This window comes from Paenarthrobacter nitroguajacolicus (assembly GCF_029952445.1).
Taxonomy (GTDB): Bacteria; Actinomycetota; Actinomycetes; order Actinomycetales; family Micrococcaceae; genus Arthrobacter; species Arthrobacter nitroguajacolicus_B.
The window spans coordinates 163,504-175,642 of record NZ_JAQPPK010000003.1 but is presented as its reverse complement, the minus strand read 5'-3'; the positions used below and the strand labels follow the sequence as shown (position 1 = coordinate 175,642).

Genomic DNA, 12,139 nt, shown 5'->3' with positions numbered 1-12,139 from the left:
CATGAAGGCTGCCATTCTCAATGGACTCAATGACCTGGAGTACCAGGACATCCCTGAGCCCGAGCCTGTAGGCGAGGACCCCGTCCTGGTGCGCGTCGGCGCCGTCGGGGTTTGTGGTTCCGACGTGCTCCGCTACGGCCACGGCAAGGCGTACCACTATCCGCTGGTCCTCGGCCACGAGTTCTCCGCGATCGTGGAAGAGGCGCCGGCGGACTCCGGGCTCAGGCCCGGTGACCGCGCTGCAGTCTTTCCCCTGCTGCACCAGCACGGGGACCCGATGTCCGAAATCGGTGAGCACGCTTTGGGGAAGGGGTACGACTACTTCGGTTCCCGTCGCCACGGTGCCATGTCCGAACGGATGTGGGTACCGGCCAAGAGCATCTTCCGTGTCCCGGAAAATACTCCCTTGACGCACGCCGCCATGGTGGAACCGGCAGGCGTAGCCCTGCACGCCATGCTCAAACTGGACATCCCCACCCACGCCACGGCCTTGGTGATCGGAGCAGGTCCCATTGGTGCCTTGGCGGCCCAGTGGCTCAGGATTCTGGGATGCTCACGGGTGCTTGTAGCCGATATCGATGACCGGAAACTGGAGATCATGTCCGGGCTGGGATTCGAGGTCCTCGATGCGAGGACCGGCGACACCGCCGACCTCGGACGGGCTGCCACCGACGGCTGGGGACCGCAGATCACCGTGGAAGCCACCGGGAACCCGAAGGCACTGGTCCAAGCAATCGACGCCGCTTCCGTCCAGGGGCAGGTAGTGCTGCTCGGTGACCTGAGCAGGGACCTCCACTTGGCCAAGGCGGAGGTATCCTCCCTGCTGCGCCGGGAACTGCGCCTCTACGGGACGTGGAACGCCAAAGTGACCCCCAAGGGTCACAGTGAGTGGGACATGGTCATCGCGCATCTGGGCAAGGACCTGAAAGTGGAGGAGCTCATCAGCCACGTCCGTCCCTTGAAAGAGGCCCCGGGCCTTTTCCGGCAGCTCACCGACCGCTCCATCTGGTACAACAAGGTGCTGTTCGCGGTCTCCGAAGAAGCGCAGGAGGAGGTGCGGTCACAGTGAAGGCTGCAAGGCTCCACTCCGCCGGCATCATCACCGTGGACGAGGTTGACCGTCCGGTGGCCGGACCCGGTGACATCGTCATCAAGGTCCGCGCGGCATCCATTTGCGGTACGGACCGCCGCATCGCCGCCAACGGCCACTTCAAGCTTCCGGAAGGAACGCCGAGGGTCCTTGGCCACGAGTTTGCCGGCGACATCGTCTCGGCCGGCGATGAAGTTTCCGGTTATGCCGTAGGCGACAGGGTCAGTGTCACCCCCAACGTAGGTTGCGGACGCTGCGCGAGCTGCCTGGTGGGACTCAACAACATGTGCCCGTCCTACGAGGCTTTCGGCATCACCATGGACGGTGGTTTCCAGGAATACGTCCTGATTCCGCGCTTCGCCATTGAACGCGGCAACGTCTTCCATCTTCCGGACACCGTGGACTATGCCGAGGCAGCCCTGGTGGAACCGCTGTCCTGCTGCTACAACGCCATCAGCAAGCTGGGCATCGGTCCCGAAACAACCGTGCTGGTCATGGGAGCCGGGCCGATCGGGGCTTGCCACGTGATGCTGTCCAAGCTCTACGGCGCCGCCAAGGTCATCGTCTCCAACAACCGCCAGGCACGGCTCGACTTCGCAGGCTCCGTTGGGGCCGACGTCCTGGTCAACCTGGGCGAGCGCGAGCTGGCGTCCGTGGTGGCGGAAGAAACGTCCGGCAGGGGCGTGGACGTTGCACTGACGTGCGTTTCCAAGCCGGAAGTCCAAGCCGAAGCGGTGGACCTGCTGGCCATGCACGGGCGGGTGAACTTCTTCGCCGGCCTCGGCAAGGCCCAGCGGGTTCCCGTGGATACCAACCGCGTCCACTACCAAGGCCTCACTATGACGGGAACCACCGGCTCCAGCAACTCCGATTACGCCGCCTCGCTGCGGCTCGTCGGACAAGGCCGGTTGAACCTCTCGCCACTGGTCACGGAGACCTTCACACTGGATGACATCGAGAAGGCCATGGACTACGCAGGATCGGGCGCGGGCATGAAAGCCATGATCCTTTTCGACTCGAAGTGAAGCGCGGGCCCACGGTTACCGCGCACGCAGAAACGGACATCTGATGACGACGAAGTACATCATGGCACTGGACTCCGGCACCACCGGAATCAGGTCAATCCTTTACAGCCAGGACCTTGAAATCGTGGGTGAAGCCAGCCAGGAGTTCACCCAGATCTATCCCAAGCCCGGTTGGGTGGAGCACGATCCCATCGAGATCTGGAACACCCAATTGGCTGTAGCCCGGCGGGCCACGGAGGCAGCGGGCATCGATCCGCGGGACATCGGCGCGATCGGTGTCACCAACCAACGCGAAACCACCGTGATCTGGGACCGGAGCACCGGCAAGCCCATCATGAACGCCATCGTGTGGCAGGACCGGCGGACGGCGGGGTTGTGCGATGAGCTGAAGGAAAAAGGCTTTGAAGAGTACGTCCGCACCACCACCGGCCTGGTGGTGGACGCCTACTTCTCCGGAACCAAGATCGCCTGGATCCTGGACAACGTTCCCGGCGCCCGGGCGCGCGCCGAGGCCGGAGAACTGTGCTTCGGCACCGTGGACAGCTGGCTGATCTGGAACCTCACTGGAGGCAAGGCCCACGTGACGGACTACTCCAACGCCGCACGGACCATGCTCTTCAACATCAACACCCTGGACTGGGACGACAAACTGTTGGACGAAGTGGGGGTTCCGCGGATGCTGCTCCCCCAGGTCCGGCCCAGCAGCGAAGTCTATGGCCACACCTGTGATGCGATCTTCGCGGGGGCCCGCATTCCCGTGGCTTCGGCCGTGGGTGACCAGCAGGCAGCCCTGTTCGGCCAGGCCTGCTTTGACCGTGGCATGGTCAAAGCCACCTACGGAACTGGAGCCAGCCTGGTGATGCACACCGGGGACGCGCCCGTGAGCTCAACCAACGGGATGCTCACCACCATCGCCTGGGGTTTGAACGGGAAGGTTGAGTACGCCCTGGAAGGCCTGATCTTTGTGGCTGCTGCCTCCATCCAGTGGTTGCGTGATGAGCTGCGCGTCATCTATGACTCGGCGGACAGCGAGTATGCCGCCATGCGCGTGGAGGACTCCGGCGGGGTCTACGTTGTGCCGGCATTCACGGGAATGGCCGCGCCGTATTGGGATCCTTATGCCCGCGGCGCGATCCTGGGCCTCACGCGGGGATCCAGCCGGAACCACATCATCCGGGCAACGTTGGAGTCCATCGCGTTCCAGATCAAGGACGTCATCAACTGCATGGAGACGGATGCAGGCATCCCGGTCTCCGAGATCCGGGTGGACGGAGGGGCCGTCCGCAACAACTTCCTGATGCAGTTCCAGGCGGACATGCTCAACGTCCGTGTGCTCCGGCCCCGGCAGGTGGAATCCACCGCGCGGGGCGCCGCCCTCCTGGCCGGGCTGGCGTGCGGAATATGGCACAGCCAGGACCAACTCCGCGAGACCTTTGCGCTGGACCGGGAATTCGTTCCGGACATGGCGGAGGAGAAGCGGCAGAAGTTGTACTCCGGCTGGCAGCGCGCCGTAGCCCGTGCCTCCGACTGGGAAGAGCACTAGACCATTGACCACTGCACATCGAGGAGAGCACCACTATGTTGTTGCCCGCCACTGAACCCACCATGTACTTCGTGGGGGTCACCACCAAGCAATCATCCATCATGCGCGTCTTCCCGGCATGGGCCGAGGAACTGGGCCTGTCCGCAGTCCTGAAGGGAATCGACCTCCCTCCGGGTGCACCGGCGCCCGACTACCAGGACGTTGTCCGTTTCCTCAAAACTGATCTCCTGTCGCTCGGCGCGCTGGTCACCACCCACAAGCTGGACATCGTCAGTGCAGCAAAGGATCACTTCGACGGCTTCGGTGAGGATGCACAGGTGCTGCACGAGATCAGCAGCATCTCCAAGAAGGACGGGAAGCTGTTGGGCAACGCCATGGACGCCGTCACCAGCGGGCTGTCCCTGGAAGCGATTGTTCCTGATGACTACTGGCAGGACAGCGGCGCCGAGCTGGTGTTGCTAGGGGCCGGTGGTTCATCCCTGGCCCTGACGTACTACCTGCACAAACGCGCAAGCGCAGGATTCCCGGTACCGGCCAGGGTCACGGTTACCAACCGCCGGGCCAGCCGATTGGAGGAAATGCGGGCCATGCATGCCAAGCTCGGCAGCAACCTGCCCATCAGCTACGTCCAGGTTGCAGACGCTTCGGAGAACGACACCGTGGTTTCCGCCGCTCCACCCGGCTCAGTGATCATCAACGCCACTGGCCTGGGGAAAGACCGGCCGGGCTCACCGCTCACGGACAAAGTGGTCTTCCCGCAGGACGCCGTTGCCTGGGACTTCAACTACCGGGGCGAGCTTGTGTTCCTGGACCAGGCCAAGGCCCAACAACCCAGCCTGAACCTCCGGGTAGAAGACGGCTGGGTCTACTTCCTCCACGGGTGGACGCGCGTGATCGCCGACGTCTTCGCCATCGACATTCCAACCCGCGGACCGGTCTTCGACCGCTTGTCCGACATCGCACTGAACGTTTCCAAGAAGGAGATTTCCTCATGAGCACCACCGCAGCCAAGACAACTGCAGCTGAGACGACCGTCCAGGCAGTATTGACAGACTTCGACGTCAAGACCGGGCTGTCCACCACGAAGCCACCGCTGCAGCGCCGGCTCTCAGCCATGGCGGACATGTATGCGGACCAAGCCGCCGCTGCCGCACAGGTGGCCGAGGACGACGTCCTGGTCTATGAATTCTTCGACATGGGCGTCCCGTCCACGTCCGGTGACGTGGCGTACGGAACCAGCATCACCTACCCGGGCAAGGTGGGTGATGAGTACTACATGACCAAGGGCCACTTCCACGAGGTTTTGGACACCGCGGAGATCTACTACTGCCTGAGCGGCCATGGCTACATGCTGATGGAGAACCCCGAGGGCGACTGGCAGGCCGCGGAATTCACGCCAGGACAGGCAGTCTACGTTCCGCGCCGCTACGCCCACCGGAGCATCAACGTCTCGGCCACGGAGCCGCTGGTGACCTTCTTCGCCTTCCCGGGCCACGCAGGCCACGACTACGGGACCATCGAGACCAAGGGCTTCCGCAAGTTGTGCGTCGAGCGGGACGGCAAGCCTGAGTTCATCGACAACCCGCGCTGGCAGGCCTGAGTGTTATGTCGCCGAACATAACGCACGACGGCGGTGCCCGCCGGATCGCGGTAACCCCCCGTTCCATTTCGGTTGGGGGGCACCCCGCCCTGCGCCAGCTCGAAAAGGCGGGGTTCGACGTCGTCTATCCCGCCCCGGGTGCCGTACCCAACGAACAGCAGCTACGCAGCGCCCTGCGGGGCTGCGTAGGCTACATCGCCGGTACGGAGCGCCTGAGCGGGCAGTTCCTGTCCGAATTTCCGGAACTCAAGGCAATTTCCCGTAACGGCGTGGGCGTTGATTCCATAGACGTTGACGCCGCCACGCGGCAAGGCATCAGCGTGCTGACTGCGCCCGGGGCGAACTCTCAAGGCGTCGCAGAGCTGACCATTGCCCTCATGTTGTCCGCAGTGCGGGGCATCCCGTGGCATGACAGTCAACTCAAGGCCGGGCAATGGGCCCGACGCCCTGGGCGGGAAGTGTCCGGGCAAACGCTCGGTTTGCTCGGTTGCGGCCAGATCGGACGGCGCGTGGCAATGATGGCGCTGGGGCTTGGGATGAAAGTGGTGGCTTTCGACGCCTACCCGTTGGAGACCTTCCGACCCTCGGAGGACTTCGCTTGGGGTTCGCTGAACGAAGTCCTGCGGTCCTCGGATGTGGTTTCCCTCCATATGCCCCCGTCGGAGGAGCCGGTGATAGGGCAGGCCACTATCGGCTTGCTTAAACGCGGAGCAGGGATCATCAACACAGCCCGGGCTTCCCTGGTGGATGATGATTCAGTTCTGGCCGCCCTGGAATCGGGGGCCGTGGCGTTCCTCGCCACCGATGTTTTCGAAACCGAGCCTCCCGGCCGCACATCCTTGGTGGGGCATCCGAATGTCATCGCGACCCCGCACATCGGTGGATACACTGGGGAAAGCGTTGACCGGGCCACCTGGGCTGCCGTGGACAACCTGCTTCAGGCCCTGGCCAACCAGCACTAGACCGGAGACTGCCATATGACGGAGACCTTTACCGACGGCGGACTGCTGCACCGGATATCGGCGCGGCTGCCTTACCTTCCGCCGTCGCTCCGTCTTGTGGCGGAAGCTGTTCTGAAATCGCCCGAACGCGCGCAGGCAATGACCATCACCGAACTGGCGCTGGCCGCAGGTGTTGGCGAATCGACCGTCTCGCGCTTTGTGCGCGAACTGGGCGTGGACGGCTACAAGTCCCTGCTGCTGGGTTTGGCCGAAGCGACCTTCATTTCCAAAGCAGCCACACAGGAGCAGACTGCGGCGTCGGACGTGGTTTACGAGGGCGTCAACCGGGGGGATACCCCCGAGGACATCGTGGGCAAGGTTGAACGCAGCAGCATCCAGTCACTGAGGCGTACAGGACAGCGCCAGGATGTAGAAGCCATCCAGCGCGCGGTGGACATGATCGATGCTGCCAACACCTTGGTGTTCTGCTGCATGGGATCCTCGAGCATTGCCGCGGAGGAAGCGGTAATGCGTTTCACCCGTGCCGGCAAGAAATGCATGTTGTACCGGGACACCACTATCCAGGTCATGCTCGCGACCATCCTTGCCCCGGGTGATCTTCTGATTGGCATCAGCGATTCGGGGCAAAGCACGCCCATCATCGAGGCGCTCCATCTGGCCCAACTACGTGGGGCAGCAACCCTGGCCATTACAGGCGCCGAAGGCTCTCCCCTCCTGGAGCACGCCGACATCGCACTGTTCACGGCCACGGCACCGAGCGGCGGTGAACTCTACGGGGAGTCGGTCACCAGCAAATGGGGGCAGCTGCTGGTCATCGACATCCTCTACGCCGCCTACGCCACACGGCACTACGACGCGACCGTTAAGAACCTCAAAGACACCTATCAGAGCAGCATCCGGCAATCGCGACGGAGTCCGTAGCTCCCTCAGCACCTACGCCCAGGCCGCTACCCAAGCCAGCAGATCCGGGGATTCCAAGGATCCGCAGAAGGCATGGGCGAGCGGCTTTTGGCTTGCCACTTGTGGTACGGCGACAACTTTCATGCCTGCGGCCACCGCAGCTTTGGCGCCGGCCTCGGAATCCTCGAAGGCGATGCAGTCCCCTGGGGCCGCGCCCAAAGCCTCCGCAGCGGCCAGGTAGACATCCGGGGCCGGCTTGGGCTGTGCCACCTCTTCAGCCGAAACCGTGGCCGTGAAATGTGATTCGAAGCCACTGCGGGAGATGGCCACGTCCAGAATGCGCCGGGCGGAGTTGCTCGCAACTGCCAACGGGACCTTAGCCCCCATGGCCTCCACAATTTCGCGGGCTCCGCGCATGGGACGCCCCGACTCCATCACAAGACGTTCATTGACATCCAGGAGCTGCTTGATGACAGAGGCCGACTCGGCACCCGCCCGCTGGGCCATGAGGGGCCCGATGCGGCTGGCAGGGAGACCCACCAACCGACGGCGCAACTCCCTGTCCAAGGCAATACCCAGTCGGGCACACACCACTTCCTGTGTGCGGGTCCACAGCGATTCGGTGTCCATCAGGAGACCGTCACAGTCGAACACAACGGCGTCCGGGCGCCATGTGCCGAAGACGTCCTGGATTGTGGAGGAGCGCTCGCCGGGAAGGGCAAGTTGCGGCGCTGCGGGGATCACCGCTGGTTCTCCTCCGACCGTGGACGCCATACGACGACGGCCTGGGACCTGCCGCGCGGACGCTGGCCCCGGGCGAGACTCACCACGTCTCCGGCAGCACCTGCGGCGAAAATGCGCGCATCCACCGGCGTGCGACGGCGCGACAACTCCTCGGTCAATTCAGCCACCCGGTACTGCAGCGCGGCCACCTGGTTTTCGAGGTCGAGGATACGCTTGATGCCCTCAAGGGAGACGCCGGACTGGGAGAGGCGCTGGACCTCCCGCAGCTTGTTGACGTCGTTCTGCGAATAGCGGCGGGACTTGCCCGGCGCACGGCTGGGCGAGACGATGCCCAGGCGGTCGTACTGGCGCAACGTCTGCGGATGCATGTCGGCAAGCTCCGCGGCGACGGAGATGACAAAGATCGGCTGGTTGACGTCGATTGCCATGGCCGCCTCCCTACAACCGGGCCTTCGCGGCCAGGTCGTGGCGCGGGTTGGCGTCCGTGGTGGCCGCAGCAAAAGCCTTCACGGCTTCTTCGGCTTCCTTGTTCAGGTTTTGGGGGACCGCGACGTCGATGGTCACCAACAGGTCGCCTGTCGCCTTGGACGTTTTCACGCCCCGGCCCTTGACCCTCAATGTGCGGCCGGCGGGTGTGCCCGCCGGGACGCGCAACTTGACGGTGTCGCCGTCGAGCGTTGGAACCTCAATGGTGGCGCCGAGCGCCGCTTCCGCAAACGTGACGGGCACGTGGACGCGGATGTTGTCGCCGTCGCGCTGGAAAAATTCGTGGGGCTTCACGCTGACCGTGATGATGAGGTCGCCGTTGCCGGCCGGGCCTACGTTGCCCTTGCCGCGTTGGCGGACCTTCTGCCCGTCCTTGATCCCGGCAGGAATCTTGACGTCGATCACGTTGCCGTTGCTTTCGCGCAGGCTCACTGTGGTGCCCTTGATGGAGCCTGCGAACGAAATGGTGGTAGTCGCCGTGCGGTCCGAGCCCTTTTGCGGAGCCCGCTGGAAGCCGGTCTGCCCGCCGCCACCGAAGCCGCCACCGAACAGGTCGGCAAACTCCGGAGGGATGCCACCCCCGCCGCCCGTAGGCTGACGAGCGCCAGGCCCGCCGCCGAAGAGGCCGCCAAAGAGGTCCTCGAACCCGCCGTTGGCACCGGCAGGACCACCACGGCCTCCGGCGCCAGGTGCGAACCGAGCACCGCCCATGGCCCGGATGGCGTCATACTGCTGCCGGTCCTCAGGACTCGACAACACCGAGTAAGCCTCGGAAATGTCCTTGAACTTCTTCTCCGCGGCAGCATCCCCGGCATTGGTATCCGGGTGGTACTGCCGGGCAAGCTTGCGGTAAGCCTTCTTGATATCCGCGTCGGACGCGTCCTTGGCGATACCAAGGATCGCGTAAAAATCCTTTTCAACCCAGTCCTGGCTGGCCAAGAGCGTTTCCTTTCGTTGTGGGAACGAGATGGCAGTTCATGCCAATGTTTCAGTCAAACACTGTCACGAACTGCCATCTCGAGATGCATTAAGCCGGAACCGCGACAATCACTTGGGCTGCACGCAGGACCCGCTCACCTGAGCGGTATCCGGAGCGCAGCACCTGGCTGACAGTGTCAACCTGGATGTCCTCGCCTGGCTGCTGGATGAGTGCTTCGTGGATGGTGGGGTCGAATTCGACTCCGGTTTCCGCGATGCGTTCCAGTCCGTACGTCTTCAGCGCGCTCTCCAGTTTGGTGGCGATGGCGGCGAAGGGGCCGTCCTCGAGGTCACCGTGCTGGCGGGCGGCGTCGACGTCGTCCAGTACCGGGAGCAGGGAGTTCAGGACGCCGATGACGGCCATCTCCCCTGCTACGGCGCGGTCGCGTTCGACGCGCTTGCGGTAGTTGACGTACTCAGCCTGGAGGCGAAGGAGATCGTTGCGGAGCTCCGCTGCCTGGGCTTCAGCTGCGGCACCGGAGGCTACCGACTCTTCAGCCGGCACCTCTACCCCGTTGAGGATTTCCTCAGCCTGGGAGAGGGCGTCGCCGTCCGTCGGAGCGGCGTTGCCTTCAGTGGGAGCCGCAGCGTCGCCTTCAGGGTGGCGGGCTGCACCGGTCTCCGGGTCAACCTTGCGGTTGTCCCGGATAACCGGCTTGCGCGGCTCGTTGCCTTCTGAGTGCTCTGCTTCGTTGCCGTGGTGAGGCATGGCTACTTCTTCGCTTCGTCTTCGTCGATGATTTCGGCGTCGACGATGTCCTCATCGGCCGAGGCAGAACCGGCACCACCGGCCGGAGCGCCTTCTGCACCGGCACCCGGAGCGTCAGCTGCGGAGGCCTGCGAGTAGATGGCTTCGCCAAGCTTGGTCTGGGAGGCCTGGAGCTTCTCGAACGCAGTCTTCACGGCGGCGTCGTCGGTGCCTTCCAGCGCGGACTTGAGGGCGTCGACGTCGGCCTTGACCTCGGTCTTGACCTCTTCAGGCAGCTTGTCGTCGTTGTCGGCGATCAGCTTGTCCACCGAGTAGGCGAGCTGCTCTGCGGAGTTACGGGTGTCCGTAGCTTCGCGGCGGGCCTTGTCCTCAGCGGCGTGCTCCTCGGCTTCACGGACCATGCGGTCGATGTCGTCCTTGGACAGTGCCGTGCCACCGGTGATGGTCATGGACTGTTCCTTGCCGGTGCCCTTGTCCTTGGCGGAGACGTGGACGATGCCGTTGGCGTCGATGTCGAAGGTGACCTCGACCTGCGGAACGCCACGCGGCGCCGGCGCGATGCCGGTCAGTTCGAACGTGCCCAGCGGCTTGTTGTCGCGGGTGAATTCACGCTCACCTTGGAAGACCTGGATGGCCACGGACGGCTGGTTGTCATCAGCGGTGGTGAAGGTCTCGGAACGCTTGGTGGGGATGGCCGTGTTGCGCTCGATGAGGTGCGTCATGACGCCACCCTTGGTTTCGATGCCCAGGGAAAGCGGAGTGACGTCGATGAGGAGGACGTCCTTGCGCTCACCCTTCAGGACACCGGCCTGGAGTGCAGCACCGACGGCCACAACTTCGTCCGGGTTGACGCCCTTGTTGGGCTCCTTGCCGCCGGCGAGTTCCTTGACGAGCTCGGAGACAGCAGGCATGCGGGTGGAGCCACCGACGAGGACGATGTGGTCGATGTCGGAAACCTTGATGCCGGCTTCAGCGATGACGTCGTGGAACGGCTTCTTGGTGCGGTCCAGCAGGTCCTTGGTGAGGTCCTGGAACTTGGCCCGGGTCAGCTGCTCATCCAGGTGGACCGGGCCATCGGGGGTGACGGAGAGGTACTGGAGGGAGATGTTGGTGCTGGTGGAGGAGGAGAGTTCCTTCTTGGCCTGCTCAGCAGCTTCGCGGAGGCGCTGGAGGGCGATCTTGTCCTTGGAGAGGTCGATGCCCTTGACCTTGAGCTGGTTCAGGAGCCACTCGACGACGCGGTTGTCCCAGTCGTCGCCACCGAGGCGGTTGTCACCTGCGGTTGCGCGGACCTGGATGGTGGAGAAGTTGTCTTCGTCCTTGCCAACCTCGAGGAGGGAGACGTCGAAGGTACCGCCACCGAGGTCGAAGACCAGGATGAGTTCGTCTTCCTTGCCCTTGTCCAGGCCGTAGGCCAGTGCGGCGGCCGTGGGCTCGTTGACAATGCGGAGGACGTTGAGGCCCGCGATTTCGCCGGCTTCCTTGGTGGACTGGCGCTCGGCGTCGTTGAAGTAGGCCGGAACGGTGATCACAGCGTCGGTGACTTTTTCACCCAGGTAGCTCTCGGCGTCGTTCTTGAGCTTCATGAGGATACGCGCGGAGATTTCCTGCGGCGTGTACTTCTTGTCGTCGATGGCGACGTTCCAGTCAGTGCCCATGTGGCGCTTGACGGAGGCGATGGTGCGATCGATGTTGTTGACGGCCTGGCGCTTGGCGATTTCGCCAACCAGGACTTCGCCGGACTTGGAGAACGCAACGACCGACGGCGTGGTCCGGCCGCCTTCTGCGTTGGCGATGACGGTGGGCTCGCCACCTTCGAGAACAGAGACCACGGAGTTGGTGGTTCCGAGGTCGATACCTACTGCACGTGACATATCTTGTTTCCTTTCAATGGCCGATGTTGACGATTGCGTCCGGCCCGCAGGGGTCCGCTGGCGCGGCCTTGCTGGTTCGGGAGCCTGCTCAACAATCGGCTAGTTGAGCGTTCTGCACTCAACTGTACTCAGCCTCGGAAAGATGTCAATCCAAAGTTGAGTCTAGTGCACTCAACTTTGTCCACGGCGCTCCAAACTTCCCCGGAATACAGGGCCTGCAGGGCTGGT

12 protein-coding genes are annotated in these 12,139 nt (G+C 63.7%); 7 read left to right on the top strand and 5 right to left on the bottom strand.

Translation table 11 applies throughout. The annotated features are described in order from the left end of the window. The first annotated feature begins 1 nt into the window (after position 1). From PJL15_RS03330 to PJL15_RS03300, 7 genes are read left to right on the top strand one after another with little or no spacing between them, the layout of a single operon-like run. Complete coding sequence (locus PJL15_RS03330) at positions 2-1,069, top strand: galactitol-1-phosphate 5-dehydrogenase (protein ID WP_281449788.1); 1,068 nt, start codon at positions 2-4, stop codon at positions 1,067-1,069. Continuing rightward, the gene (locus PJL15_RS03325) at positions 1,066-2,115 is read left to right on the top strand and encodes a zinc-dependent dehydrogenase (protein WP_281449787.1); all 1,050 of its coding nucleotides are present in this window, start codon (positions 1,066-1,068) and stop codon (positions 2,113-2,115) included. Before PJL15_RS03330 ends, PJL15_RS03325 begins: the two co-directional genes overlap by 4 nt. Before the next feature lie 43 nt (positions 2,116-2,158). Then, positions 2,159-3,658: a glycerol kinase GlpK gene (glpK, locus tag PJL15_RS03320; RefSeq protein WP_281449786.1), complete on the top strand. Its 1,500-nt coding sequence runs from the start codon at positions 2,159-2,161 to the stop codon at positions 3,656-3,658. A gap of 35 nt (positions 3,659-3,693) precedes the next feature. Then, positions 3,694-4,653, top strand: coding sequence for a shikimate dehydrogenase family protein (locus PJL15_RS03315; protein ID WP_281449785.1), 960 nt, complete (start codon positions 3,694-3,696; stop codon positions 4,651-4,653). Beyond that, positions 4,650-5,258, top strand: a complete 609-nt coding sequence (locus PJL15_RS03310; protein WP_281449784.1) for a glucose-6-phosphate isomerase family protein — start codon at positions 4,650-4,652, stop codon at positions 5,256-5,258. Before PJL15_RS03315 ends, PJL15_RS03310 begins: the two co-directional genes overlap by 4 nt. A gap of 5 nt (positions 5,259-5,263) precedes the next feature. Beyond that, positions 5,264-6,220: a phosphoglycerate dehydrogenase gene (locus PJL15_RS03305; protein WP_281449783.1), complete on the top strand. Its 957-nt coding sequence runs from the start codon at positions 5,264-5,266 to the stop codon at positions 6,218-6,220. Positions 6,221-6,235: 15 nt separating this feature from the next. Then, complete coding sequence (locus tag PJL15_RS03300; protein ID WP_281449782.1) at positions 6,236-7,141, top strand: MurR/RpiR family transcriptional regulator; 906 nt, start codon at positions 6,236-6,238, stop codon at positions 7,139-7,141. 12 nt (positions 7,142-7,153) lie between these two features. Here the strand turns inward: PJL15_RS03300 and PJL15_RS03295 are convergent, their stop codons facing one another. The 5 genes from PJL15_RS03295 to dnaK all read right to left on the bottom strand — a co-directional run bounded on the left by PJL15_RS03295 (position 7,154) and on the right by dnaK (position 11,911). Beyond that, positions 7,154-7,864, bottom strand: coding sequence for an HAD family hydrolase (locus tag PJL15_RS03295; protein WP_281449781.1), 711 nt, complete (start codon positions 7,862-7,864; stop codon positions 7,154-7,156). Next, positions 7,861-8,292: a heat shock protein transcriptional repressor HspR gene (locus PJL15_RS03290; protein ID WP_281449780.1), complete on the bottom strand. Its 432-nt coding sequence runs from the start codon at positions 8,290-8,292 to the stop codon at positions 7,861-7,863. Before PJL15_RS03290 ends, PJL15_RS03295 begins: the two co-directional genes overlap by 4 nt. Before the next feature lie 10 nt (positions 8,293-8,302). After that, entirely contained in the window at positions 8,303-9,289 is a 987-nt protein-coding gene (locus PJL15_RS03285; RefSeq protein ID WP_281449779.1) for a DnaJ C-terminal domain-containing protein, read from the bottom strand. A gap of 88 nt (positions 9,290-9,377) precedes the next feature. After that, complete coding sequence (locus tag PJL15_RS03280) at positions 9,378-10,037, bottom strand: nucleotide exchange factor GrpE (RefSeq protein WP_281449778.1); 660 nt, start codon at positions 10,035-10,037, stop codon at positions 9,378-9,380. A gap of 2 nt (positions 10,038-10,039) precedes the next feature. Continuing rightward, positions 10,040-11,911, bottom strand: a complete 1,872-nt coding sequence (gene dnaK, locus PJL15_RS03275; protein ID WP_281449777.1) for a molecular chaperone DnaK — start codon at positions 11,909-11,911, stop codon at positions 10,040-10,042. Between the last annotated feature and the right edge of the window lie 228 nt (positions 11,912-12,139).

Bases quoted from the DNA above. Each gene is read 5' to 3' on its own strand.
- glpK (WP_281449786.1), top strand. From the start codon at position 2,159: ATGACGACGAAGTACATCATGGCACTGGACTCCGGCACCACCGGAATC.
- PJL15_RS03280 (WP_281449778.1), bottom strand. From the start codon at position 10,037: ATGCCTCACCACGGCAACGAAGCAGAGCACTCAGAAGGCAACGAGCCG.
- PJL15_RS03330 (WP_281449788.1), top strand. From the start codon at position 2: ATGAAGGCTGCCATTCTCAATGGACTCAATGACCTGGAGTACCAGGAC.
- dnaK (WP_281449777.1), bottom strand. From the start codon at position 11,911: ATGTCACGTGCAGTAGGTATCGACCTCGGAACCACCAACTCCGTGGTC.
- PJL15_RS03310 (WP_281449784.1), top strand. From the start codon at position 4,650: ATGAGCACCACCGCAGCCAAGACAACTGCAGCTGAGACGACCGTCCAG.
- PJL15_RS03300 (WP_281449782.1), top strand. From the start codon at position 6,236: ATGACGGAGACCTTTACCGACGGCGGACTGCTGCACCGGATATCGGCG.
- PJL15_RS03290 (WP_281449780.1), bottom strand. From the start codon at position 8,292: ATGGCAATCGACGTCAACCAGCCGATCTTTGTCATCTCCGTCGCCGCG.
- PJL15_RS03315 (WP_281449785.1), top strand. From the start codon at position 3,694: ATGTTGTTGCCCGCCACTGAACCCACCATGTACTTCGTGGGGGTCACC.
- PJL15_RS03305 (WP_281449783.1), top strand. From the start codon at position 5,264: ATGTCGCCGAACATAACGCACGACGGCGGTGCCCGCCGGATCGCGGTA.